Genomic DNA, 25,520 nt, shown 5'->3' on the forward strand with positions numbered 1-25,520 from the left:
TTATCAGCAGGTTACTCCATGGCCCTTTCTGCTCTGAGCTTTGTACAGGCGTCGAAAAAAAGCGAAATCGCGGGTTTGCAACAGCTGTTGCAGCTGGGTGAACTGGTTGGTGCGGTCAGCCTGATGATCCACGCACTGCAACGGGAACGAGGCACCTCGAACATCTTCTTATGTTCTCATGGGAACACCTGGGGAAAGCAACTGAGTGAGCGGGCACTGGAGGTCCGGAAGGCAGAGGAGGCCGTCAGTCAGTGGCTTGCGTCTCAGGATCTTACCGGCCCCAACCTGGCGAATGCACCGCGATTACTCAGCCGCATTGCCTCGGTGTTGCATAGCCTCAGTACGTTACCGCAACTGCGTCAGCAGGTTCTTGGACTGTCTATCAGTCAGCCTGATGCCATGAATGCCTACAACGAGGTGATTCGCTCGCATTTGTCACTGGTCTTCGAAACGGCGGATATCTCCGGCGATCCGTCAATTTCACGGGCATTGCTGGCGATGTTCAGTTTTATGCAGGGAAAAGAGCTGGCCGCACAGGAGCGGGCCACGGCCGCCGCCGGTTTTGCGGCAGGGCATTTTGATGTCATCGCGCAACAGCAATTCACAGGCTTAATCGAGAGCCAGGAGCGCTGCTTTCAGACCTTCATGGAATTCGCGGCTCCCCGCTGTCTGGCAATGTGGCGGCAGCAGATGAACCAGGACTGCAGTGAATTTGAACGTTTCAGGCGAATTGCCTGCACGCGCGTCAGGCCTGGCGGTGAGACGACGGATACCGCATTACGCTGGTTTGACGTTGCGACGGCGCGAATCGATGGAATGAAAGTGGTGGAGGATGAGCTGCAAGCTGCTCTGATGGCCTCCTGCCGCCAGCGTATCCGTGAAGCACAGGCCGCCCTTGCGCTTCAGCAGCAGAATATTGACCAAATCCCACAGTCTGAAAGCCATTACGCCGCGCTACTCTCGCCGCAGCTTAGTCGTTCGGTTCTTGAGCTTGTTGAACAGCAGTCCCGCCAGCTGCAGGCGCTCGATGCCGAACTTTCTCAACTTCGCGTCACGCTGACCGAGCGCAAGCTGGTTGAGCGGGCAAAGGGCCTGCTGATGCAGCATCAGGGCTTAACGGAACCCCAGGCGCATAAGGCACTGCTTGAGATGGCAATGAATCAGAATAAGAAACTTTCGGAAATTGCTGACGCGATGCTTGCCGTGTCTGCGCTGTTAGGCAAAAACGGGCACAAACCGGGCCAATAACTGCACCTTCTGTGTGCAATTACGCTGTGCAGGATGTGCAGTTCCGGTGCACCAGAAAGGGCGTCAAAGCGACAGAATAAGGCTAACCCTCTGATTTTTTTTGATACCGCAGGTTGGCACACAAGCTGCATTCTTTTTAATAGCAACAGCACTAAACCAATGGCGGTTTAGTCAGCATTACGGATAAAGGCGTCCGTTAGCGTTCAGGGAACTGAGCGCTAACTGGACGCTTTTTTTTTTCCATTTTTCAACCTAACGGAAAGCCCTGATGACACAAGACGACAAAAAGACTCCGGGACAACTCTCCCGCCGCTGCTTTCTTGCGGGGAGTGCGGTGCTCGGCGGCAGCATGTTGATGTCAGGATTCATGAACCGGGTCTGGGCTGCCGGTTCCGACACGCCAGAGAAGAAAGAGATTCGCGTCGGGTTCATTCCCCTGACCGACTGCTCCTCAGTGGTGATGGCGGCGGTAAAGAAATTTGATGAGAAGTACGGCATTAAAATCATCCCGAGCAAGGAGTCGAGCTGGGCGTCAGTACGCGACAAACTGGTGTCTGGCGAGTTGGATGCGGCGCATGTTCTGTATGGGATGCTCTATGGCCTGCAGCTTGGCGTGTCCGGCCCGCAGCATGAGATGGCGATGCTGATGTCTCTCAACCAGAACGGGCAGGCCATTACGCTCTCTGAGCAGTTAAAGCAGGCGGGCGTGACGGATGCTGCATCGCTACAAAAAGTGGTCCAGGCCAGTGCGAAGGGGACCTATAGCTTTGCGCAGACGTTCCCGACCGGCACGCACGCGATGTGGCTTTACTACTGGCTGGCAAACGCCGGTATCCATCCCTTTAACGACGTGCGCAATGTCGTGGTGCCTCCGCCGCAAATGGTCATGAACATGAAAATCGGCAATATGAGCGGTTTTTGCGTGGGGGAACCCTGGAACCAGCGCGCGATTCAGGACGGCATTGGTTTCACTGCTGTCACCTCACAGGAAATCTGGCCGGATCATCCGGAAAAAGTGCTCGGCACAACCTCTGCCTGGGTGACTGAAAACCCGAATGCGGCTCGCGCGCTGACCGCCGCGGTGCTGGATGCCTCCCGCTGGATAGACACCTCTGATGCCAATCGTAGTGAAACCGCTCAGGTCGTTGCGGCGCGGGCGTACATCAACACGCCACTCAAGACGATTCAGGGGCGGATGCTCGGCGACTACGAAAATGGGCTGGGGAAAACGTGGAAAGATGCCCACCGCATGCGCTTCTTCAACGATGGCGCGGTCAATTATCCGTATCTCTCCGATGGCATGTGGTTCCTGACTCAGCAGAAGCGCTGGGGATTGCTGGACAGCGATCCTGACTACCTCGGTATCGCCCAAAAAATTAACCGCATTGACGTCTACAAACAAGCTGCCGCCGCGGTTGGCGGGATCAATTTGCCATCCAGCGACATGCGAAGCAGCACGTTGATTGACGGCAAAGTCTGGGACGGCAGCAACCCTGCTGACTACGCCAACAGTTTTGCAATGAAACGCTAAGTGAGGCCACAGATGTCCGTAAATTTGAAAACCAATGTCGTCACGTTGACGGAGCCTGCCGCGGTCAGCGTTGAATCGCCCGCCAGCGCAGAAGTGATCACGATCGAGAGAGCCGCCCCGGTAGCCAGAACGGATACCTTTATTGTCCGGCTTCGCGCGAGCATTCGCCGCTTCATGCAGAAAATGATCCCCGCCATTCTCGGGGCCGTCGTGCTGCTGCTCCTGTGGCAAATCGCCGCCAGTAGCAGTAAAGGCTTCCCGACGCCCGCTCAGACCTGGGAGGCGGCGAAGGTGATTTTTGCCGATCCGTTCTATATCAACGGGCCAAACGATATGGGCATTGGCTGGAATGTCCTGGCCTCGCTACAGCGAGTTGCGATTGGTTTCGGGCTTGCCGCGCTGGTCGGCATCCCGGCCGGGTTTCTGATTGGCCGCTTCAGCTTCATCGCCAGCATGTTCAACGCCATTATCTCGCTGCTGCGCCCGGTCAGCCCGCTGGCGTGGTTGCCGATTGGATTGCTGTTGTTCCAGCGCGCGGAGCCCGCCTCGTCCTGGACCATTTTCATCTGTTCTATCTGGCCGATGATCCGCAATACCGCAGAAGGGGTGATGCGCATTCCGCAGGACTATCTCAACGTTGCGCGGGTGCTGAAACTCAGCGAATTCACCGTAATGCGCAAGATCCTGTTTCCTGCCGTGCTGCCGTACATTCTGACCGGGATGCGGTTGTCCATCGGTATCGCCTGGCTGGTGATTGTTGCGGCTGAAATGCTGACCGGCGGCGTGGGCATCGGTTTTTGGATCTGGAACGAATGGAACAACCTCAACGTGGAAAACATTATCGTCGCCATTCTGCTGATTGGTGCCGTGGGGATGTTACTGGAGCAGGGGCTGATGGCCGTTGCCCGTCGCTTAAGTTACGACAATCACTAGGAGCCCGCGATGAAAAAAGAAAAATCGATTATCAGCGTCCAGAGCGTCACTCAACGTTTTCCTTCAGCGAAAACCACTTTTCTGGCGCTCGATAACGTCAGCTTTGATATCGCAGAAGGTGAAACGGTCAGCCTGATTGGCCACTCAGGCTGCGGAAAATCGACCCTGCTGAATTTGATTGCCGGGCTGAGTCGCCCGACGGAAGGCGTGCTGCTGTGCGACAACAAAGAGATTTCCGGGCCGGGGCCAGAGCGCGGGGTCGTCTTCCAGAACCATTCGCTGCTGCCATGGTTAACCGCTTTTGAGAATGTCGAACTGGCGGTGCGGCAGGTCTTTAAAGACCAGATGAACAAAAACGAAATGCACGACTGGATTTTGCACAACCTCGAACTGGTGCACATGGAGCATGCGGCCGATAAGCGTCCGGGCGCCATTTCAGGCGGCATGAAGCAGCGTGTCGGTATCGCCCGTGCCTTGGCGATGAAACCGAAAGTTTTGCTGATGGATGAACCTTTCGGGGCGCTGGATGCGCTGACGCGGGCGCATCTTCAGGACGCCGTTATGGACATTCAGGCGCGTCTGAAAACCACCATTTTGCTGATCACCCACGACGTTGATGAAGCGGTGCTGCTGTCTGACCGCGTGATGATGATGACTAATGGTCCGGCGGCGAAAGTCGGTGAAGTGTTACAGGTTGAGCTGTCACGCCCCCGCAGTCGACTGGCTTTGTCGAACGATCCTCTGTTCCACCAGTATCGTCAGCAGGTGCTGCATTTTCTCTATGCAAAACACCGGGCAGTGGCCTGATTCCATGAGGGGAGTTGTGCAATGGCTAAACCGACTCTAATCGTTATCGGCAATGGTATGGCAGGCGTGCGACTGGTGGAATATCTCTGTGAGCTCGCACCAGATCGTTACCGTATCATGATCATCGGCGATGAAAAGCACAGTGCGTACAACCGTATCCAGCTGACGCCGGTGCTTTCCGGTGAGAAAGATTTTGGCCAGATAGTCACGCATGACGCGCAGTGGTATGAGCATCACAACATCACATTGATCGCAGGCACGGCGGCGACGGCAATCGACCGTCACGCTTGCACCGTCACGGCCGCCGGGCAGATCTATTCATACGATCATTTGGTTCTGGCCACTGGCTCACGGCCATTTCTGCCCCCCCTGCCTGGGGTCGAATTGCCGGGTATCTACGGGTTCCGCACTCAGCAGGATGTCGAAAATATTCTGCAGGGAACCTACGCAGGCCAACCGGTTGCGGTGATCGGCGGCGGCGTGCTGGGCGTGGAGGCGGCGGCGGCCCTGGCGCGGCGTGGAATGCGGGTGAGCCTGCTACATCGCGGCACACATCTGATGGATCAGCAGCTGGATGAACACGCCGGAAAACTGTTGCACGAGGGGCTCTCATTACGCGGCATCAACGTCATTTTGCAGGCTGAAACGGTGTCATTCAGCGCTGATGCCGCTGGCAACGTCAGCAGGGTGAATCTTAATGATGGGCGCGGAATAGCGGCGGAGCGGGTCGTGCTCTCTGTGGGCGTGCGGCCGAACATCGCGCTGGCACAACGGTCCGGCTTGCCGTGCGATCGCGGTATTCTGGTGAACCCGCAGCTGCAAACCGCTGACCCGCACATCTCGGCAATTGGAGAATGTTGCCAGTGGGGCGAACTCACTTTTGGCCTGGTGGCCCCGTGCTGGCAGCAGGCTGAAACGCTGGCCTCGCGGCTGGCGGGGGGCGACAAAGCCACTTCATTCGAGGTGCAGAATGTCCCGCTGCGCCTTAAGGTCACGGGCCTGAATTTGTTCTGCGCCGGTGAATTACACAGCCGCGATGGCGCTCAGACCCATACCACCTTTGACCCGTTTGACGGGCATTATCGAAGGCTGGTGCTCTGCGACAACCAACTGAAAGGGGTGTTGCTGTGGGGCGATATCAGCGATGGCCCGCAATACCTCCAGCGGATCGGCACGCCCGCTGGTCAACCGTTGCCCTTCAGCGTCTTCAGTCCCGGTAATGAGCCGGATGCCTCTGGCTTACAGCCTGTTAAATCAGAACCGTTACCCGTCGAGGTGGCGAGGAGTCATTCAATGTCGAAACCCGTATTGGTTATGGCCGGACACGGCATGGTGGGCCATCATTTTTTAGAGCAGTTGGTTGCGCGTGAGCTGCATCTGCAATACCAGGTGATTGTGTTTGCCGAAGAGGCCTCGCCCGCCTACGACCGTGTGCATTTGTCCGAATACTTCTCTGGCCGCACGGCGGAATCCCTCTCAATGGTTGAAAAGGGATTTTTCGAATCGACCGGGATTGAACTGCGTCTGGGGCACAGCATCGGGCTCGTTGATACAAAACACCGTTTTGTGGTCGATCACCAGGGGCGGCAGACGGCTTACGATGTACTGGTGCTGGCAACAGGATCCTATCCGTTTGTGCCGCCGATCCCTGGCAATGATGCGCCGGGCTGCCTGGTTTACCGCACGCTTGACGATCTTGCGGCCATTCAGGCCTGCGCGGCAAACGGCAAAACGGGCGTGGTTGTCGGCGGGGGATTACTGGGGCTGGAGGCGGCCAACGCGCTGAAACAGCTCGGGCTGGATACGCACGTGGTGGAGTTTGCACCGCGGCTGATGGGGGTTCAGCTCGACGACGGCGGTGCCGCGATGCTGCGCCGTAAAATTGAAGCGCTGGACGTGAAGGTGCATACCGGGAAAGAAACCCAGGCCATTACTGCGGGCGAGGAGAGCCATTACCGGATGGTGTTTGCCGATGGCAGCTATCTGGAAACCGATCTGGTGCTATTTTCCGCAGGGATCCGCCCACGCGATCAGCTTGCGAGAGCGTGCGGGCTTGAAGTGGGGCCGCGCGGCGGCATTGTGATTGACGATCGCTGCCAGACGTCCGACCCGGCTATTTATGCGATCGGCGAATGTGCGCTGTGGAACGGGCAGATCTTCGGCCTGGTGGCGCCGGGTTATCAGATGGCTCGTGCGCTGGCGGATACCCTGACGGGCGGCGACGCCGTCTTTAAGGGCGCGGACATGAGCACCAAACTTAAGCTTCTTGGTGTTGAGGTGGCATCGATTGGTGACGCGCATGGGCGTACCCCAGGTAGCCAGAACTACAGCTGGGTAGACGGTCCGGCGGAAGTGTATAAGAAAATCGTGGTATCGCAGGATCGCAAACGGCTGCTGGGGGCGGTGCTGGTGGGCGACAGCGCGGAATACAGCACGTTGCTGCAAATGATGCTCAACGATATGCCGCTGCCAGCCAAACCTGAATCCCTCATTTTGCCTGCCGGGTCGGGCGCAGACAAACCCGTGCTGGGCATCGCAGCCCTGCCCGATAGCGCGCAAATTTGTTCCTGCCACAACGTCAGTAAAGGCGATGTCCGTAACGCCGTGAAGAACGGCTGCCACGATATGGCGGCGATAAAAGCCTGCACCAAAGCGGCGACGGGCTGTGGGGGCTGCGCCGCACTCACCAAGCAGGTGATGGAATATGCGCTGTCCGACATGGGCGTCGAGGTGAAAAAAGACATCTGTGAGCATTTCGCGTATTCGCGCCAGGAGATTTATCACCTGGTTCGGGTGGGCAATATCCGCACGTTCGGGGAACTGATTGAAAAGCACGGCCACGGCAGCGGGTGTGAAATCTGCAAGCCGCTGGTCGGATCGATACTGGCATCATGCTGGAACGACTACCTGTTGAAACCGCAGCATTTGCCACTGCAGGACACCAACGATCGTTATTTCGCCAATATCCAGAAGGACGGGACCTATTCCATCGTACCGCGCGTTCCGGCGGGAGAGATAACCCCCGAAGGGCTTATCGCCATCGGCGAAGTCGCCAGGCGTTACAAGCTCTACACCAAAATTACCGGAGGGCAGCGAATCGACCTGTTCGGCGCGCGTCTGGAGCAACTGCCGGAGATCTGGCAGCAACTGGTTGATGCCGGTTTTGAAACCGGTCATGCCTACGGCAAATCTCTGCGTACGGTGAAATCCTGCGTCGGGTCGAGCTGGTGTCGCTACGGCGTACAGGACTCCACCTCGCTCGCGCTGCAATTAGAGCACCGCTACAAAGGGCTGCGTTCGCCTCACAAAATCAAAATGGCCGTCTCGGGTTGTACCCGCGAGTGTGCCGAAGCCCAAAGTAAAGATGTGGGGGTAATTGCCACGGATAAGGGCTGGAACCTGTATGTCTGCGGCAACGGGGGAATGAAGCCCCGCCATGCTGATTTGCTGGCGCAGGACATGAGCACAGAGCAGCTCATTCGTACCGTTGACCGCTTACTGATGTTCTACATCCGCACCGCTGACCGGCTGCAGCGCACCAGCACTTGGATGGATAACCTCGAAGGGGGCATCGACTACCTGCGCCAGGTGATTCTGGACGACAGCCTGCAAATTGCGGATGAACTGGATCGTGAAATGTCTGCGGTGGTAGCGACGTACCAGTGTGAATGGCAGACCACTCTGGCCTCGCCGGATCGCCTGGCGCTGTTCAGACCGTTTGTAAACAGCGAAGTCCCTGACGAAGGGGTCGTGATGGTGAGCGAACGTCAACAACTGCGGCCTGCAACGCATGAGGAGCGCAGCATGCTCGCCGTGCCTGCCGCAGAAAATACGCAGGAGCCCGCACCGGGCTGGGTGGAAGTGTGCAGCCTGAGCGCCATCCCGGCGAATGCGGGAATGGCGGCGCGCCTGGCGAGCCAGCAGATTGCGCTGTTCTATCTGCCCGGTCATCCACAGCAGGTTTTTGCGCTGAGCAATCATGAACCAGACAGCGACGCCAATGTGCTGGCGCGCGGGCTCGTGGGCGATGTCAAAGGCGAACCGGTGGTGATTTCCCCGCTCTATAAACAGCGCTTCAGCTTACGGGACGGCCGCAGCCTGGACAATTCGCCGCATGCGCTGCGAAGCTGGGCGGTGAAAGTGGAAGATGGCCGCGTCTGGGTTCAGGCACGAACGCAGGGCGTTGCGTCCGCCAAAATCATTGAAACGGTCAACCTATGAAAACAGCGTCTCCGGTCGTGAAAACCACCTGCGCCTATTGCGGCGTGGGCTGCGGCGTCAGTATGCAGCCACAGGCTGATGGCTTCGCCGCCAGCGGCGACCCGGCACATCCGGCGAATCGCGGAAGGCTGTGCGTGAAGGGCAGCGCGCTGGGTGAAACGTTGGGCTTACAGGGGCGTCTGCTCCAGCCTGAAATCCATCATCAACCCGTGAGCTGGCCGCAGGCGTTAGACGCTGTCGCACAAGGGCTACAGGCGACGATTGACGAGCATGGACCGCAATCGGTCGCGTTTTATGGCTCGGGCCAACTGCTGACGGAGGATTACTACGTCGCCAACAAGCTGATGAAAGGGTTTATCGGGGCGGGCAACATGGATACCAACTCCAGGTTGTGCATGGCCTCCGCCGTGGTGGGCTACAAGCGGGCGTTCGGCGCCGATGCCGTCCCCTGCAATTATGATGATCTGGAGCAGGCAGACTGCGTTATTCTGGTAGGTTCGAACACCGCCTGGGCGCATCCGGTGGTGTATCAGCGGCTGGCGAAAGCCAAAGCGGAGAGGCCGGAGATGCAGATTATCGTCGTTGATCCGCGTAAGACCGCCACCTGTGATATTGCCGATCTGCATCTGGCACTGCGTCCGAGCAGCGATGCGGCGCTGTTCTGCGGCGCACTGAACGAGATGGCAGCGCGCGGAAAACTGGATACCGCTTTTCTGCAGCACCACACGAGCGGGGCAGAAGAAACCTTACAGACAGCAAAAGCGTGGAGCCTGGAGAAGACGGCGGACTATTGCGGGATCGCCTCCTCGCAATTACAGGCGTTTTATCAACGGATAGCCCGGAGCCAGCGGCTGGTCACGCTGTATTCGATGGGGATCAACCAGTCCAGTTCGGGCGTCGACAAATGCAACGCGATAATTAACCTGCATCTGGCAACCGGCCAGATTGGACACGCTGGCAGCGGGCCATTTTCGATAACGGGCCAGCCGAATGCGATGGGCGGACGTGAAGTCGGCGGGCTGGCAAACCAGCTGGCCTGCCATATGGGATTTACCGCCGAAGAGATTACACGGGTCGGGCGTTTCTGGCACAGCGATAACGTCGCGCAGAGCCCTGGACTCAATGCCATCGATCTCTTCCGCGCTATCGAGAAGGGAGAGATAAAAGCCGTCTGGATCATGGGCACCAATCCGCTGGTGTCACTTCCGGATGCCGATCGCGTGCGGGCCGGTCTGGCGCGTTGTCCTCTGGTTATTGTGTCCGACATTCTGCGTGACACGGACACCACCCGCGCCGCGCATATTCTGCTGCCCGCCCTGGGCTGGGGGGAGAAAAATGGCACGGTGACCAATTCGGAACGCTGTATCTCCCGGCAACGCGCGTTTCTGGCTGCACCTGGGGAGGCCAAACCTGACTGGTGGATCCTCAGCCAGGTTGCGCAGCGGCTGGGGTTTGCGGAGGCCTTTGCCTGGCAGCATCCGGCAGATATTTTCCGCGAACATGCGGCCTTGTCCGGCTTTGAAAATGCAGGCACTCGGGCGTTTGACATCAGCGGGCTGGCGCAGTTGTCCAATGAAGAATGGGATACCCTGCAGCCGATCCAGTGGCCGGTTAATGCCGCACGGCCGCAGGGTACGCCGCGACTATTTACAAATAAAACCTTTTTTCACCCTGACGGTAAAGCGCGGTTGATCGCCGTCACCCCGGCGCTGCCCGCCAGCCAGCCCACTGCGGCTTATCCGCTGATCATGAACACCGGAAGGGTGCGCGACCAGTGGCACACCATGACGCGAACCGGCAAGTCTGCTCGCCTGATGCAGCATATCAGCGAGCCGTACTGTCAGTTTCATCCGGATGATGCGCCGGGCATTCAGGCGGGTGAGTTGCTGCGTGTAACCTCATCCCATGGCTGGCTGCTGTTACGCGCGCAACCCGATCATCTTCAGCCTCGCGGCAGTATTTTCGTGCCGATCCATTGGAACAGCCATTTTAGCCGGCAGGCCCGGGTCGATGCGCTGATAGCTCCCGTTACCGATCCTCTTTCCGGGCAACCGGAAAGTAAGCATATGCCGGTCAATCTGACGAAATGGAAAGCGGCTTGGTATGCAGAGCTGTTTATTCGGGGAGAGGGGATCGCCGCGCCTGCCACCGCCTACTGGAGCCGCATCACCCAACCGGGCGTCACGCATTTTACGTTAGCGGATTCTTCGCTCCAGGAGGAGTGGATGGCGTGGCTGAATGAACATTATCCGCTGGAGGGGAAAACCTGCCAGAGCGCCCGGATGGGGGATGAGGGCTTCAACCTGCTGGTGTGGGCGCAGGGCGAACTGCAGCTGGCATTTTACGCGCGCCGAAGCCCACTGCTGCCGGACAGGCAAGCGATATTGTCTGCCTTTATCACCCCGCCGGACACGGCACCGCAGCGGCTGGCGTTACTGGCGGGCCAGGCCGGCAGCCATAAGGCCGCCACCGGCAAAATGATTTGCAGCTGTTTTTCTGTTGGCGAAGCGCAGATTGTCGACGCTGTGCGGCAGGGATGCCACAGCGTGCAACAGCTCGGCTCAAAGCTGAAATGTGGCACTAACTGCGGCTCCTGCGTGCCGGAGCTGAAAACGTTTATTGCCGGCCAGCTGGCCGCCCTGACGATGGAAGAACGCCCATGAAAACTAGCAACATGTTGCCGATAGCGCAGATTATGGCCCTGGCAGACCAACGCAGCCCGGTGCGCCGGGGTGACGTCTGGCTGGTGGGCGCAGGGCCGGGTGATACTGAACTGCTGACCCTGAAAGCGCTGCGCGTTATCCTGCAGGCCGATGTCGTGGTCTTTGACCGGCTGGTGTCCGATGCGGTGCTGGCGCTGGCGCCGGACACTGCACTGCGGATCGATGTCGGCAAATCCCCGCGCAATCATCGCCTTGAACAGCATGAAATCAATATGTTGCTGGTTGATCTGGCGCTGGCGGGGCACCGTGTAGTGCGCCTGAAGGGCGGCGACCCGTTCATCTTTGGCCGGGGTGGGGAAGAAATGGCCTGCTGCCAGCAGAAGGGGATTGTGTGCAATGTTGTGCCCGGTATCACGGCGGCAATGGGCTGTGCCGCAGCCAGCGGGATCCCGCTGACGCACCGAAACCTGGCACAGTCCGTCAGGTTTGTCACCGGACATGGCCCGGAAGGGGAACCGGACGTTGACTGGTCCGTACTGGCCGCCGCGCGCCAGACGCTGGTCTTCTATATGGGGATTGCCAACAGCCCTGTTATCAGCCAGCGCTTGATTGCCCATGGCTTACCCGGCTCAACGCCCGTGGCGGTGATTGAACGCGGCACTCAGCCTCAGCAGCGCGTGCTGGTGGGCACTCTGGATGCATTAGGAAAGATCGTTGCAGAGGAGCAGGTCGAATCACCAGCCCTGGTAATTATTGGTGAGGTGGTGGGAATGTACCGGCCGATTGCCGAACTGCCTGAGAAGATTTTTCCGCAGATGGGCCGTTCTGAACCGGCTTTGCCAGCCAGTCTGAAGTGGCCGGCGAAAATGGATAGCATAAGCGTTATTCTGGAATCATCCTATGAGCATATCTGGCACGCAAGAGACGGTCACAATAGCTAAAACATCTAATCGAACCAAGGACACGGGGATGGTTAATCCCCGTGTTTGTGGTGAGAAAGAGGCGCAGCGGCCATGGCCGCCGCGCAGGGTGTTATTGGCTAATCGATTGCTGCAGCGCCTGAACGGAAGAAACGATGCCGGCATCGACCGACATGGTCAGGTCTTCCATTTCCAGCGACACCCAGTCGTTGTAGCCCATCATGCGCACCACCGAGAAGAATTCCTTCCACCACTGCAGATCCCGCCCGCAGCCGACGGCGACATAGTTCCAGGCGCGGCCGGCCACGTCATCTATCGGTTTGGTCTCCAGCAGCCCGTTAACCTCGACGACGCCGCGCTCAAGGCGCACGTCTTTGCCATGCACATGGTGAATGGCGGGGCCAAGGGCGCGGGCCACCGCGATGGGATCTGCCCCCATCCAGAGCAAGTGACTGGGATCGAGGTTCAGGCCCACCATCGGGCCAACGGCCTCGCGCAGCCGGAACAGCGTTTCCGGGTTCCACACCAGCATGGCGCTGAAGTTTTCCAGCGCAAAGCGCTCGACGCCGCACGCTTTGGCTCGGGCGACCAGCGCCTGCCAATAGGGGATCGCCACTTCATTCCATTGATAGTCCAGGCAGTTTTTCACCGTGGGCGGCCAGCTGACGGTATAGGTGATCCAGTTGGGGATGGTGTCATGCGGGCTGGCCGGCGGCAGGCCGCTCATCATAACGATCTTTTTCACTCCCAGCAGCCCGGCCAGCTCCAGCGTATTGTCGGTTTGGCGCTGATGGCGTTGCCCCAGTTCGCCCGGATCGAGCGGATTGCCGGAGACGTTGAGCGCGGCGATCTCCATGCCGCGGCTGGCCAGCGCCTGCAGCAGCTGCCGGCGTTTGGCGGGGTTGGCCAGCAGATCGTCGGCATCCAGATGGGGCGCCGGAGACCAGCCGCCGGTGGTCATTTCCACGCCGCGCACCCCCAGCTCCAGCAGCCGGTCCAGCATCTGCTCGAAGGGTAAATGGCCCAGGCTATCGGTACAGAATGAAAGTTTCATGGTGCTTTCCTTATTGGTAATTAACCCAGGTGGCGCCGTTGTCGGCGGAACGAACGCAGTTTTCAATCCAGCGCACGCCTTCCAGCCCGGCGTCGATATCCGGGTAGATCAGCGTGGCCAGCGTCTGCCGATCGCCGCGCTGGCTGGCGCTGATGGCGATGGCGAACTTGAGGTAAATATTGGCCCAGGATTCGGCCAGGCCTTCGGTGTGCAGCGCGCCGAGCCGCTCTTCGGCCAGGGCGCTGTCGTCCAGATAGGGCATGCCGTGGTGCAGGATCTGGTTGGGCTGCCCCTGGATCTCATAGCGCAATTCGCCGGGGGCAGCGTCGCTCCACTGCAGGCTGGCGAGCGAGCCGACCACGCGGATGCTTTGGCTGTCCATCGCGCCGGCGTTGACGGCGGAGGCCCACATGCGGCCGACGGCGCCGTTTTCGTAGTGCATCAGCACCATGGCGTTGTCTTCCAGCGGGGCGCGGGAAGGAATAAAACTCTGGCGATCGCACAGCAGGGAGGTAATCTTCATGTCGGGCATCACCAGCTGCGAGATGTAGAAGGTGTGGGTGGAGATGTCGCCCAGCACAAAAGAGGGGCCGGCGATTTTCGGATCGACGCGCCACTTTTGCGCCTCGAACTTGTCTGCGCTTTCGTTGGCATTGAAGCCGTGGGTGTATTGCAATTCGACCATGCGTATTTCGCCGATGTCGCCGTTCGCGATCATGGCGCGCATCTGCATCAGCAGCGGATGGCCGGAGAAGCCGTAGGTTACGCCGACGATCAGGCCTTTCTCCGCCGCCAACGCCTTGATTTCTCTCGCCTCCGCCGTGGTGAAGAACAGCGGCTTTTCGCAGATGACATGCAGGCCGGCATTCAGCGCGGCGCGCGTAATTTCATAGTGGGTGCCGTTAGGGGTGGCGATGGTCACCACCTCAGCGCCATCTTCGCGGTCGGCTTCTTGATCCAGCAGCTGTTGATAGTCGTCATAACAGCGTTCGGCGGGCACGCCGAGGTTGACGCCAAACTCGCGTCCGCGCGCCGCGTCGATATCAAAGGCGCCGGCAACCAACCGATAGGCGGTGTTGTCGCGCAGTGCGCCGGAACGGTGCTTGTAGCCCACCTGGCTGAGGCGGCCGCCGCCGATCATCGCCCAACGCAGCGGGCGAGGGATGCTTCTTTCACCATTTAACATGCTGACTCCTGATATTGTGGCTTTGCACTCGGGTGCAAAATAGGTTGAAAAAGAGAGTGGCAACGGTTTATTTCTGGTTCATCTGCGCAAATTCCGGGTAGTTTTCTCGCGTTACGGTGGCGTAAGGCACCCAGTTGTAAGGCTCGGTTTTGGCGTGATCCAACAGGGCGCGAGTCACTTGCACCGCGCCGATCGCCTGGGCTTTGGCATCCTGGAAAATGGTCACCGCCAGGTCGCCGGTTTTGATAAATTGCAGGCCGTCGGGCGTGCCGTCGATACCGGCAACCAGCACGCCATTCTTTTTGGCCTGCTTCAGCGCCATGATCGCGCCGATAGCCATCTCATCGTTGTTGGCGGCGATCGCATCGATCGCTACGCCGTTCAGCAACCAGCCGGAAACCACATCGACCGCTTCATTGCGCTGCCATTTTGCGGTCTGTTTCTCTACCACTTTGAGGTCTTTGTGTTTGGCGATCACCGCTTCAACCGCGCGGGTGCGTTCGCGGGTTTCTTCGTTGGAGAGGGCGCCCATCAGGATCGCCACGTTGCCGCGGTAATTCATTTTTTTCGCCAGAGCCTCCATCTGCAGGCGGCCGCTGAGCGCCGAATCGGAGCCGACGTAGGCCGTCGCGCCGCTCAGCGGCACTTCGGGTTTGCGGTTGACGAAGATCAGGGGGATCGCGGCGCGTTTGGCGGCCGCTATCATCGGCTGGACGCCTTGCGTATCAACCGGGTTGAGGATAATGGCGTCCACGCCCTGATTAATCAGATCGTCCACCTGTTGCACCTGCAGGGCGACATCGCCTTTGGCATCGACGAACTGGCCTTGCAGCTGCTGCGCAGCCAGTTCCCGCGCCATTTGGCTGCGCAGGATGGAGACGAAGTTGAGATCGAAGTTGGCTAGCGCCACGCCGACCTGGTAGGTCTTGGCCTGGGCGGTCACCACAAACAGCGAGCAGGCTAACATCAACAACAGTCTGGTTTTTTTCATTACGGTATCCTGTTGAGAAGAGAGGCGTTGTGTAAAAACAGTGTATTTGCAACCGGGTGCAAAACAGGAGACAAAACGGCGATGCGTCTCTGAATGCCACCGTGAATGTCGGCCATGAATAAAATTTGGTCAACAGGGGAAAGGTGAAAACAGCGCTGGCGATCACAAACTGTTTACGTTTTGCACCCGGTTGCATAACGATTTGCAATCGGGTGCAAAAACAGGACATAATTGCAGCAGAAATGCCGGCGGGCGCTTAGGGGATCTGAGCGAGCGGGGTATAGTTTGACTTCACCGAAGCAGGGATCGACGCAACCATGATGAAACACCACAAAGCCACCGCCAGCGACGTCGCCGAAAAGGCCGGCGTCTCTAAATGGACGGTATCGCGTGCCTTTACGCCCGGCGCCTCGATCTCGGACAGCGCGCGTGAAAGCGTGCTGGCGGCGGCGGCCGAGCTGGGCTATCGGCCAAATCTGCTGGCGCGCAGCCTGTCGCAAAAACGCACGCACATCATTGGCGTGGCCATCGACGAGATGAAGAACCCGCATTCAATGATGATGCTCGATATGGTGACCAAACAGCTGCAAACCCGCGGTTATATGGCGCTGTTGCTGAACATCACCGCCGGGGAAAACTACCGGGCGGTGATGGCGATGGCCGATCAACTGCAGGTCGACGGCATTTTGTTTCTGGCGACGGTGTTAACCCAAGAGTGGGCAGCGATCGCGCAAGATCTGCATCAGATACCGCTGGTGCAGGTATGCCGCAATACGGAAAGCGAACACATTGATGTGGTCAATATCGACGGCTACCGCGCCGGCGAAGAGATCGCCGCGCTGCTGATAGAGCAAGGGCATCGGCGCTTTGGTTACATGAAGGGGCCGGACACGCAAAGCAGCCATTTGCTGCGCATGGAAGGCTACCGCGACAAACTGATGGCCGCCGGCTTTCAGTTGGATCGGGTGCTCACCGCCGGCCATTACGATCGCCAACGCGGTTTCCAGCTGATGAGCGAATACCTGCAGGCAACGCCGGAAAGCGAGCGGGTTGAGGCGCTGTTCTGCGAGAACGACGTGTTGGCGCTGGGGGCGCTCGAAGCGCTCAGGCAAACGGCGCCGTCGTCTGCGATGGCCGTGGTAGGTTTCGACGATATCGACGAGGCCGGCTCAGCCAACTGGGCGCTGACCAGCTACAGCCAACGAATCGACCGGCTGGTCGAAGAGGCCTTGAATCGCCTGATCGACAATCGCGCCACGGTAGACGGCGCTTGGCGGCACGGGGAATTGCGGGTTCGGCGGTCGCATTTGGCTGGGAAACAGGCGTAAGGCTTCCTTTTTATGTGACGATGTCACTATTGAGGCTTGATGAGAGAAGGAATCCTGGGAATAGTCAGGTTTCACGAGTGTCATTCTGGTGTAGATAGACTGCCGAAGTTTGCCAGATTTCACGTAGCGCGATCAAAAAGGAGGGCATTTTGACCCATTTTGCAGAGCGGCTTAGCCACATCCAGGCGCTTGAGGTTGAACTGCACCAGCCAACAACGCGCTGCGATCCGAAGCGTGTCGCGGCATTGCTGCATGAAGACTTTGAAGAGATTGGCCGCTCAGGCCTACGTTATGACAAACGCCAGACCGTTGCGGCGCTGGAGATGGAAACGGATTATCCGCAGATTTTCGCCGAAGGTTTTAAGCTGGCGCAAATCAGTGATAGCGCCATATTGCTGACGTATAAAAGTTTTCAGCGTGACGCGCAGGGCCACGCCGTGCGTTGCACAGAGCGTTCGTCGATTTGGCTTCTGACAGCCAAGGCGGGTTGGCAAATGCGATTTCATCAAGGCACGCCGACTGATGATTGAGCCAGGTTTAAAAGCCGATCTAATGGAATGACAACAAGCCAGGCAGAAGACAGATGTCGGAGGGATAAAGCTGCAGGTGAGGAGAGAAGATGCTCAGGGATGACCCTGGTGCGTATCCAGCAATTCAATTTAACATAATATACATTATGCGCACCAAGGTGACGATATGTGGATTCTGCCGTCCAGGCCTGATTCATGCCTGCGCCGGCTGCTCATGCCGCTGAACTAATTCGTTTTTCAACCGGCCATAAGCCCGGCGGTCTTCTGCTGTCTGGTGTTTGTGTTGCTCAGCAACACCATGATGCTTGCGCAGAGAATGTCTGAACGCCAACTGTCTGCTCGCCTGTTCTCTTCCTGCAGTAAATGCCTGCGCATGATACATATGATTGATGTTTCCCTTGTAGTAACGCCTGCCGGTAATGCCGTTCTCGCCACGCGGCGTAGATCTCATGTCATGCATCTTGTCATTCATACCATCCAACGCCGCCAGGCTTTCAATCTTCAGCAAGATATCAATCGTTGGTTTGGCACTGCTGTACTGCCGATATGATGAATTGCCGTTAATACGCCAGCCAATATCTCGCGTAGTTTCAGCGCTGCATCTTTATAACGCGGATCATAAGGCTCGACCGTGATGATGCGCTCTGTCATTTTCCGCTCCAATAATGATGACCGGACATGATTTCAATGGCGCATTTCCGCCGATAAGGAGTAAAAATCCCCTGCTTTTTTGATCGCGCTACGTAAAATCTGGCAAAACGTGGCTGCTACGACTGCAGATTTCTCCAAAACGCGTCATTACAACGGGCACTATTTGTACGCTAAATGCGCATTGGTGTCCGTTTTCATCGTTTTCGGCGCCCACCACGGCGTTGGCTATACTGAATGGGGACACATTCCAGGAGCCTCCCCATGTTTGACCATGTGAAATTTGGCGTCAGCGACTTTGCCCTTAGTAAAGCGTTTTTCCTCAATGCACTCGCGCCGCTGGGCGTAAAGATCGTTGCCGAAGGCGAACCCGGCTATGGCGTCGAACTTTGTCACGATCGGGCTAACGTGTCATTGTGCCTGTTTCAAACCGATGAAAAACCGGCGCATCTGCACCTGGCATTTGCCGCAAGCAGCCGTGAACAGGTCGATGCGTTCTACCACGCCGCGCTAAATGCCGGCGGCAAAGACAATGGCGCACCCGGTTTACGGCCCAATTACCATGCCCACTACTATGCGGCATTTGTGATCGGCCCGGATGGCCACAATATCGAAGCGGTGTGCCATAACCCGATGAACTAGTAATTTTTCCAGCTAAAACAGCACATTAATCACGAGATGATGCACGCTATTTAACATAACGCAATTGTGACGTGGTCACTTAACGTTACCCCGTCACGTCAATCCACTCTGCTCCGGTAATGCTGGCCAGGCGTTGTGGCGCAATTCTCACGCCTGAGTTATCGCTGCCGCCTGCCGGAAGCACTTCACCATAGCAGCACAGGCTGCGATCGCAGTAAATTCTTACCGCTGCCGGTGCGGCGAAGGGGCAAACGCCGCCCGGTGGATAGCCGGTCAGCGCCTCCACCTCCTCCGCCGGCAGCATGCGCGCCTTTATGCCGAAGAATTGTTTGTACTTCTTGTTATCGATTCTGGCGGTTCCCGCCATCACCAACAGCACTACGCCGTCGTTCACGCGAAACGACAGCGTCTTGGCGATCTGCCCGCTCTCCACGCCAAAGGCTTCCGCCGCCAGCGCCACCGTAGCGGTATTCTTTGCCAGCACCGTCACCGCCGTTTCCGGCGCGTGCTCGGCCAGAAATCGCTGAACGCGCTCTATACTCATGCCCTTCCTCCCGATGTTGCTAAGCCATTGATAATGCCGCAGTGAGGGTTTCGGTTTTAACATCGCATGCTAAAAATGAGAATCAAAATTGTTCAAATCGGTGAATCTGAACAAAGCTTTAAGGGGCCAACGCCCTTTTTTACCTATCATTTTTCATGGAGATACCTGCATGACCACGCAAACGACAGCAAGGCCTTCAGCGGTCGCGGTGGCCGTCTATGAATGGCTCAATCCGATACCCTACGGATTTTTCACCGCTGCGCTGATTTTCGACATTATCTATGCCTGCACGGCGAATATTCAGTGGGTCAACGGTGCCAGCTGGCTGATCGCCATCGGCCTGATTTTTGCCATTATTCCCCGTCTGATTAACCTGGTGCAGGTGTGGTTCGGCAGCGGCCGGCTGCAGGGGCCATCGGTCAAGCTCCATTTCTGGCTGAACTTGCTGGCCATCGTTCTCGCCATCATCAACGCTTTCGTGCATAGCCGGGATGCGTATGCCGTGGTGCCGCAAGGTCTGGTGCTGTCTGCGATCGTGGTCGCGCTGCTGAGCCTCGCCAACATTCTGCTGGCCGTGGGCGCCCGCGCAAAATAATAAGGAGGTTTTCATGAAGCTATCATCGATCGCGATTGCGCTTTCGGCCGTGCTGGCGCTGGCCGGCTGCGATAACAGCGCCGTCATTTCACCGGAACAACAAATGGGGCCGGATCCGACGTTGCCGGCGGCGCAAGACTTCCTGATGCCGCCGATGCAGGTGCCAAAGGGCGTCGGCTGGCAGCAAAATCAGATGCCGAAAGTGGCCGAAGGCTTGAAAATCGATAAGGTGGCGGACGGTTTGCTGCACCCGCGCCAGCTGCTTACCCTGCCCAACGGCGATGTTTTGGTGGTGGAAGCCAACGGGCCGGGCACCGAAGCGGTGAGCACGCCCAAGCAGATGATCGCCGGTTTGGTGAAGGGCCAGTCCGGTAAAGGCGGCAAAGGGGGCAACCGGATTACCCTGCTGCGCCCAACCGCCGATGGCAGCTGGGAAAAGCATGTCTTCCTCGAAGGGCTCGATTCGCCGTTCGGCGTCCAGCTGATTGGCAACACCCTGTATGTGGCCAACACCGGCAACATCATGCAGTACGCCTATCAGCCGGGCGAAACGCGCATCAGCGATGCGGGTAAAGAGCTGGCCGACCTGCCGGACACCATCAACCATCATTGGACCAAGGCCCTGCTGGCCAGCCCGGACGGTAAAAAGCTGTATGTCGGCGTCGGTTCAAACAGCAACATCACCGAAAACGGCCTGGCCGTAGAGTACCGCCGCGCCGCCGTGCTGGAAGTGGACACCGCCTCCGGTGCCAGCCGCATCTTCGCCAGCGGCCTGCGCAATCCGACCGGGCTGCAGTGGGAACCGCACAGCGGCAAGCTATGGGCCATCGTCAACGAGCGTGACGAGATCGGCGCCGATCTGGTGCCGGACTACCTGACCTCGGTGCAGGACGGCGGCTTCTACGGCTGGCCTTACAGCTATTTCGGCCAGCACGTCGATCGGCGGGTGCAGCCGGCGCGGCCGGATCTGGTGGCGAAAGCCATCAAGCCGGACTACGCCCTCAGCTCCCACGTCGCGCCGCTGGGGCTGCTGTTCTACACGGCGGACGCTCTGCCGGCCGAGTATCGCGGCGGCGCCTTCGTCAGCGAACACGGCAGCTGGGATCGCTCGCCGCTGAACGGCTACCGGGTCAGCTACGTGGCGTTTGAGCAAGGTAAGCCGGTCGGCAAACTCAAAGCGGTGGTCACCGGCTTTGTCTCCGACGACGAGAAGGAACTCTATGGCGCACCGGTAGGATTGGCGGTCGACAAGACCGGCGCCCTGCTGATTGCTGATGACGTCGGCAACACCGTTTGGCGCGTTAAATCGAAATAAGCTCAAGGCGTTGTCGGCAGGCAACGCCGCGTGAAAGCCAGCTTGTCATTCTCGCATGCAAGCGTGGCGGGTATGGCTCAGTGTACTGTGTAACTTATCGTACTCTTCACGGGTAATTTTTTGCGTGGCCAGTAAGGTGCGCAAGGTTCCGTACAGAAAACCGAGCTCATACCCCCGCGCGTAGCCCTCTGCACTGTAACGGTTGATCTCACCGGTTTTGAGCGTTTCAATACCGTCATTAAGCCAGTCCAGTGCGTCCTGAGTGGTCAAATCCATCGTTGGTTCCCCTTATCAAGCGAAAAATAAAAGCCTAGCACGCCCTTGTTATTGAGTATATTTTTGCGGGTTCCATTCTCGACATATCTTTGGAATTTATAACTGGCTGCGTATCCCTTGGCCGCTTTGCATATAATTCCGCTTAAATTTGAATCACTGTTTTGATCTCATTTTCATCAACAGATCGTTGGCCGGAAATAAAAGGTTTTAACATTTCGACATAAACCAGTACAATTCCCTACCCTGTGTTAACCCTTTTTTTAGGTTGATTGTGTCGTTAATTCAGCGCTCTACATCGCGAAATCGGGCCGCCGCCTGGTTAGGGGTGTTTGCCATTCTGATGTTGTTCATTGCGCCGGTGGTCTCGCGATCCCTGGAGCATGTGCGCGCCGGAAGTGCTGGAGCGACCGTCATGGCGGATTGCGGCATGGATATGCCGATGCATCACGGGATGCACTCGCCGCCGCCTGAGCCTGAGAAAGCCTCACAGCCACTGATGCAGCACGGCGGCGGCCACCACAACATGGCGATGATGATGGACGACAGCGCCTGCGGCTACTGCGTGCTGTTGCTGCACGCGCCGCTGCTGGACGTGAGCCACGGCCCGCTGTTCTGGTCCCAGTCGCTGGCTTCGCGCCCGCCGCCGATCCACTATCTCGTCCCTCTGTTTGCCCACGTTGTTCACACCGAATTACAGCCGCGCGCGCCCCCCATCTCTTTCCTCTGATTTAACAATAAGCCCATTGCCGTTCTCTGTATTGCCGTTGATCGTTTCAACCCGGCGGAATTAATTCGCCCAACGGTTAATCATCGAGACGACATTATTAATCCGGTTATTTCCAGGTTGATGGAATTAACCCCCGTATTTTCCGATGGTGATTTTCGCCAGGACGCCCCACGCCTGAATAATCCCTCGGCCAAGCACGGAAAAAGTTAGCTTAAGGAAAGATGATGTTTAAACCGACTTATAAAAAGAACGCCGTCAACCGCGCCATTACCACCGCCATGCCGCTGTTTCTGCTGGCCGGCCACGCGGCGCAGGCGCATCAACACCCTGCCGGCGCACAGGTTAATGATGGCGACGTGATCACCGTCACCGCGCCGCTCTACTCCCCGCTGACCATCGTCACCTCGCCGAAAACCCCACGCCAGCCGGTGCCGGCCAGCGACGGTTCGGACTACCTGAAAACCATCCCCGGCTTTTCGCAGATCCGCAACGGCGGCACCAACGGCGACCCGGTGTTCCGCGGCATGTTCGGCTCTCGGTTGAAGATCCTCACCGACGGTTCGGAAATGCTGGGCGCCTGCCCAGCGCGGATGGATGCGCCGACCTCTTACATCTCGCCGGAAAGCTTCGATCTGCTGACCATTACCAAGGGGCCGCAGACGGTGCTGTGGGGGCCGGGATCGTCGGCGGGCACGGTGCGTTTCGAGCGTGAACGCCCGCGCTTCGACAAGCCGGGTATCAAGGGCAACGCCAGCGTGCTGACCGGCTCCAACGGCCGCTGGGACGAGAACATCGACGCCAGCCTCGGCGCCGAACAAGGCTACCTGCGGGTGATGGCCAACAAATCCCGTTCCAACGACTATCAGGACGGCACGAATACGCGCGTGCCATCGCGCTGGGACAAGTGGAACGGCGATCTGGCACTCGGCTGGACGCCGGACGCCGACACGCTGCTGGAAGTAACTATGGGCCGCGGCAACGGCGAAGCGCGCTATGCCGGCCGCAGCATGGATGGTTCGCAGTTCAAACGCGAAAGCCTGGGCATGCGGGTGGAGAAATCCAACATCGGCGACGTGCTGGATAAGCTGGAAGCGCAGGTCTACTACAACTACGCCAACCACGTGATGGACAACGTCACCCTGCGATCGCCGGGCAGCGGCGGCATGGCTGGGCACGGGGGGCATGGCGGCATGAGCATGGGGATGGGCGGCCACGGCGGGCACATGATGTCCTCCGGCATGACGATGCAACTCGATCGCCGCACCGTCGGCGGCCGCGTGATGGGCACCTGGCAGTGGCAGGACGTGAAGCTTGAAAGCGGCCTGGACACCCAAACCAACACCCACCGCAGCATGAACCGCGGCAACTGGGAAAAAGACGCCCAGTTCAACAGCTACGGCGCCTTCAGTGAACTGACCTGGTCCACCAGCGAACAGGATAAACTGATCGGCGGCGCGCGCCTCGACCGCACCCTGGTGGAGAATTTCCGCAGCGGCAGCGCTGGGGAACGTTCGGACACCCTGCCGAGCGGCTTTATGCGCCTGGAGCATACGCTGGCCGACCTGCCGCTGATGCTGTATGCCGGCGTCGGTTATACCGAGCGCTTCCCGGATTACTGGGAGCTGTTCTCGCCGAAGCTTGGCCCGAACGGCAGCAAGGATCCGTTCTCCAGCGTCAAGAGCGAGAAAACCACACAGCTCGATATCGGCGCGCAGTACAACGGCAAACGCTTCAACGGCTGGGTTTCCGCTTATGTAGGCCGCGTCGATGATTTCATCCTGTTCAAATACGATCCGCACAACGCGCGCCTCAGCCAGGCCGATAACGTCAACGCCAACATCATGGGCGGCGAAATGGGCATGGGTTATCAACTGAGCGAGCACTGGAAAACCGACGCCAGCCTGGCCTACTCCTGGGGCAAAAACACCAGCGACGGCCGCCCGCTGCCGCAGATCCCGCCGCTGGAGGCGCGCCTGGGGCTCACCTATGAGTACGGCGACTGGAGCGGCACCGGCCTGTGGCGTCTGGTCAGCAGCCAACACCGCGTGGCGATCAACGAAGGCAACGTGGTGGGCAAAGACTTTGCCGAAAGCGCCGGCTTCGGCGTGCTTTCCGCCAATGCCGCCTACAAGGTGAATAAAAACGTCAAGCTGAGCGCCGGTCTGGATAACATCCTGAACAAGACCTACAGCGAGCACCTTAACCTGGCGGGCAACAGCGCCTTCGGGTACTCGGCCAACAGCGCGGTGAATGAACCGGGCCGCACCCTGTGGGCCAAGGTTAACGTCACCTTCTAAGCGGTTCACCGGGCGATGGGCCACCGTCGCCCGGTCAGGCGATATGCGATCCGGTTCTTAGGATATGAGTTTTAAGTTTTTCCCATTCGGTTAGGCGGCGATTAGTATCACTCTCAATGTAATCAAGGATCCGGAGGGAATATGCAAAAGATCACTCGTTTTCTGGCCCTGCTCGGCGAGCTGATGATCGAAAAAGCCGAAGACGCCGCGCCGCAGGCTGCTCAGCCTGACGATCGCGACGACGCGCTGCCACCGCGTCTCGAACGTGGGGTTCCGCTGGCCGACCGCTTCCTGTTCATGTAATTCCCCCACTCTGTTTTCATCCTGCACGCTCGTTCACACAGCACGCACGATAGATGCTGACAATCACCGCCGACAAGTAGCCGGATGCGCACGCCCTGGCGCATCCGGGACGTGCCGTTAATTCAGGGCGGCGAGAAATGCCTGATAGCCCTGTGCGCTGCGATCCAATTCGTGGGATTGCAGCGGTTCCACCGTGCCGTCCGAAGCGGCCTCCCTGCCGTAAAAGGCGAAGAACGAGGCATAGTCGGCCCGCACGTAACCGGCGGTGACTTCAAACGGCCGGAAGATTTCCTCCAGCGAGTAGCGATAGCGCCCGTCGCGCGCATAATCCTCTGCGCGCACCCCAGCCGTGACCGCCAACGCCAGCTTCTTGTTTTGCATCTTGTAGCCGCTGCGAGAACCGTAGGCCCAGCCGTAGGTCAGCACATCGTCCAGCCATTTTTTCAGCAGCGGCGGGCTGCTGAACCAGAAAATCGGGAATTGCAGCACGATGTTGTCATGGGCTTCGATCAGCCGCTGCTCTTGGGCGACGTCGATCTGCCAGTCCGGGTAGGCCTGATGCAGTTCGTGCACGGTATACCGCTCCGGATAGCGCCGCAGCTCCTCCAGCCAGCGTTTATTGACCACCGAGTTCGCCATATCGGGATGGGTCACCACCACCAGGGTTTTCATATCGATTTCTCCAGTCAAGTGTCTACCGGCGCATCATAGGTTATGCTTGAACAATGTAAAATACGCACACTCACGACACATACTTACCC

General features: G+C 58.4%; 21 protein-coding genes and 1 pseudogene. 15 read left to right on the forward strand and 7 right to left on the reverse strand.

The features are described 5' to 3' along the window. The first annotated feature begins 18 nt into the window (after positions 1-18). The 7 genes from ACJ8PI_RS07900 (at position 19) to cobA (ending at position 12,344) form a co-directional block, all read left to right on the forward strand. Positions 19-1,248 (forward strand): nitrate regulatory protein, encoded by a 1,230-nt coding sequence (locus tag ACJ8PI_RS07900; protein ID WP_164134231.1) that lies wholly within the window; start codon positions 19-21, stop codon positions 1,246-1,248. 268 nt (positions 1,249-1,516) lie between these two features. After that, complete coding sequence (locus tag ACJ8PI_RS07905; protein ID WP_164134230.1) at positions 1,517-2,779, forward strand: CmpA/NrtA family ABC transporter substrate-binding protein; 1,263 nt, start codon at positions 1,517-1,519, stop codon at positions 2,777-2,779. A 12-nt stretch (positions 2,780-2,791) separates the two neighbouring features. Then, on the forward strand, positions 2,792-3,712 hold the full coding sequence (ntrB, locus tag ACJ8PI_RS07910; protein ID WP_442528101.1) for a nitrate ABC transporter permease: 921 nt from the start codon (positions 2,792-2,794) through the stop codon (positions 3,710-3,712). A gap of 9 nt (positions 3,713-3,721) precedes the next feature. After that, positions 3,722-4,519: an ABC transporter ATP-binding protein gene (locus tag ACJ8PI_RS07915; protein ID WP_130042739.1), complete on the forward strand. Its 798-nt coding sequence runs from the start codon at positions 3,722-3,724 to the stop codon at positions 4,517-4,519. Positions 4,520-4,540: 21 nt separating this feature from the next. Beyond that, the gene (gene nirB, locus ACJ8PI_RS07920; RefSeq protein WP_164134228.1) at positions 4,541-8,740 is read left to right on the forward strand and encodes a nitrite reductase large subunit NirB; all 4,200 of its coding nucleotides are present in this window, start codon (positions 4,541-4,543) and stop codon (positions 8,738-8,740) included. After that, the gene (locus ACJ8PI_RS07925; protein ID WP_164134227.1) at positions 8,737-11,403 is read left to right on the forward strand and encodes a nitrate reductase; all 2,667 of its coding nucleotides are present in this window, start codon (positions 8,737-8,739) and stop codon (positions 11,401-11,403) included. The genes nirB and ACJ8PI_RS07925 overlap by 4 nt, the downstream gene beginning before the upstream one ends. A gap of 11 nt (positions 11,404-11,414) precedes the next feature. Then, complete coding sequence (gene cobA, locus ACJ8PI_RS07930) at positions 11,415-12,344, forward strand: uroporphyrinogen-III C-methyltransferase (protein WP_164097696.1); 930 nt, start codon at positions 11,415-11,417, stop codon at positions 12,342-12,344. A gap of 91 nt (positions 12,345-12,435) precedes the next feature. On the opposite strand, the gene ACJ8PI_RS07935 is transcribed toward cobA, so the two are convergent. The 3 genes from ACJ8PI_RS07935 to ACJ8PI_RS07945 all read right to left on the reverse strand — a co-directional run bounded on the left by ACJ8PI_RS07935 (position 12,436) and on the right by ACJ8PI_RS07945 (position 15,554). Beyond that, positions 12,436-13,377 carry a sugar phosphate isomerase/epimerase family protein gene (locus ACJ8PI_RS07935; RefSeq protein ID WP_103772399.1) on the reverse strand — a complete coding sequence of 314 codons (942 nt, stop codon included), beginning with the start codon at positions 13,375-13,377 and terminating at the stop codon, positions 12,436-12,438. Positions 13,378-13,387: 10 nt separating this feature from the next. Further along, positions 13,388-14,563: a Gfo/Idh/MocA family protein gene (locus ACJ8PI_RS07940; RefSeq protein ID WP_164134226.1), complete on the reverse strand. Its 1,176-nt coding sequence runs from the start codon at positions 14,561-14,563 to the stop codon at positions 13,388-13,390. Positions 14,564-14,630: 67 nt separating this feature from the next. Next, positions 14,631-15,554 (reverse strand): substrate-binding domain-containing protein, encoded by a 924-nt coding sequence (locus ACJ8PI_RS07945; protein WP_033634555.1) that lies wholly within the window; start codon positions 15,552-15,554, stop codon positions 14,631-14,633. Positions 15,555-15,871: 317 nt separating this feature from the next. Between ACJ8PI_RS07945 and ACJ8PI_RS07950 the strand changes: the two genes are divergently transcribed. Both ACJ8PI_RS07950 and ACJ8PI_RS07955 read left to right on the forward strand, forming a co-directional pair. After that, positions 15,872-16,882, forward strand: coding sequence for a LacI family DNA-binding transcriptional regulator (locus tag ACJ8PI_RS07950; RefSeq protein WP_074027018.1), 1,011 nt, complete (start codon positions 15,872-15,874; stop codon positions 16,880-16,882). 149 nt (positions 16,883-17,031) lie between these two features. Then, positions 17,032-17,412 carry a nuclear transport factor 2 family protein gene (locus ACJ8PI_RS07955; RefSeq protein ID WP_074027019.1) on the forward strand — a complete coding sequence of 127 codons (381 nt, stop codon included), beginning with the start codon at positions 17,032-17,034 and terminating at the stop codon, positions 17,410-17,412. A gap of 193 nt (positions 17,413-17,605) precedes the next feature. Here the strand turns inward: ACJ8PI_RS07955 and ACJ8PI_RS07960 are convergent. Further along, positions 17,606-18,063, reverse strand: a pseudogene (locus tag ACJ8PI_RS07960) (GrpB family protein). Between the two features lie 261 nt (positions 18,064-18,324). Between ACJ8PI_RS07960 and ACJ8PI_RS07965 the strand changes: the two are divergent. Further along, positions 18,325-18,702, forward strand: a complete 378-nt coding sequence (locus ACJ8PI_RS07965; protein WP_060430223.1) for a VOC family protein — start codon at positions 18,325-18,327, stop codon at positions 18,700-18,702. A gap of 85 nt (positions 18,703-18,787) precedes the next feature. Here the strand turns inward: ACJ8PI_RS07965 and ACJ8PI_RS07970 are convergent, their stop codons facing one another. Further along, positions 18,788-19,246: a YbaK/EbsC family protein gene (locus tag ACJ8PI_RS07970; protein WP_164134224.1), complete on the reverse strand. Its 459-nt coding sequence runs from the start codon at positions 19,244-19,246 to the stop codon at positions 18,788-18,790. Between the two features lie 169 nt (positions 19,247-19,415). Between ACJ8PI_RS07970 and ACJ8PI_RS07975 the strand changes: the two genes are divergently transcribed. Both ACJ8PI_RS07975 and ACJ8PI_RS07980 read left to right on the forward strand, forming a co-directional pair. Then, positions 19,416-19,841, forward strand: a complete 426-nt coding sequence (locus ACJ8PI_RS07975) for a DUF2231 domain-containing protein (protein ID WP_033648337.1) — start codon at positions 19,416-19,418, stop codon at positions 19,839-19,841. A 13-nt stretch (positions 19,842-19,854) separates the two neighbouring features. Next, the gene (locus ACJ8PI_RS07980) at positions 19,855-21,156 is read left to right on the forward strand and encodes a PQQ-dependent sugar dehydrogenase (protein WP_164134223.1); all 1,302 of its coding nucleotides are present in this window, start codon (positions 19,855-19,857) and stop codon (positions 21,154-21,156) included. 45 nt (positions 21,157-21,201) lie between these two features. On the opposite strand, the gene ACJ8PI_RS07985 is transcribed toward ACJ8PI_RS07980, so the two are convergent. Further along, positions 21,202-21,432 carry a hypothetical protein gene (locus tag ACJ8PI_RS07985; RefSeq protein WP_033653148.1) on the reverse strand — a complete coding sequence of 77 codons (231 nt, stop codon included), beginning with the start codon at positions 21,430-21,432 and terminating at the stop codon, positions 21,202-21,204. Between the two features lie 340 nt (positions 21,433-21,772). Between ACJ8PI_RS07985 and ACJ8PI_RS07990 the strand changes: the two genes are divergently transcribed. The 3 genes from ACJ8PI_RS07990 (at position 21,773) to ACJ8PI_RS08000 (ending at position 24,759) form a co-directional block, all read left to right on the forward strand. After that, a complete protein-coding gene (locus tag ACJ8PI_RS07990; protein WP_230122172.1) occupies positions 21,773-22,159 on the forward strand; it encodes a DUF2946 domain-containing protein in 387 nt (128 codons plus the stop codon). Positions 22,160-22,383: 224 nt separating this feature from the next. Further along, on the forward strand, positions 22,384-24,456 hold the full coding sequence (locus ACJ8PI_RS07995; protein ID WP_164134222.1) for a TonB-dependent copper receptor: 2,073 nt from the start codon (positions 22,384-22,386) through the stop codon (positions 24,454-24,456). Between the two features lie 141 nt (positions 24,457-24,597). Next, positions 24,598-24,759, forward strand: a complete 162-nt coding sequence (locus ACJ8PI_RS08000; RefSeq protein ID WP_016927696.1) for a hypothetical protein — start codon at positions 24,598-24,600, stop codon at positions 24,757-24,759. Positions 24,760-24,876: 117 nt separating this feature from the next. On the opposite strand, the gene ACJ8PI_RS08005 is transcribed toward ACJ8PI_RS08000, so the two are convergent. After that, a complete protein-coding gene (locus ACJ8PI_RS08005) occupies positions 24,877-25,431 on the reverse strand; it encodes an NAD(P)H-dependent oxidoreductase (RefSeq protein ID WP_033634565.1) in 555 nt (184 codons plus the stop codon). Positions 25,432-25,520: the final 89 nt, after the last annotated feature.

Source organism: Serratia sp. CY82433 (assembly GCF_052166535.1).
GTDB lineage: Bacteria > Pseudomonadota > Gammaproteobacteria > Enterobacterales > Enterobacteriaceae > Serratia > Serratia sarumanii.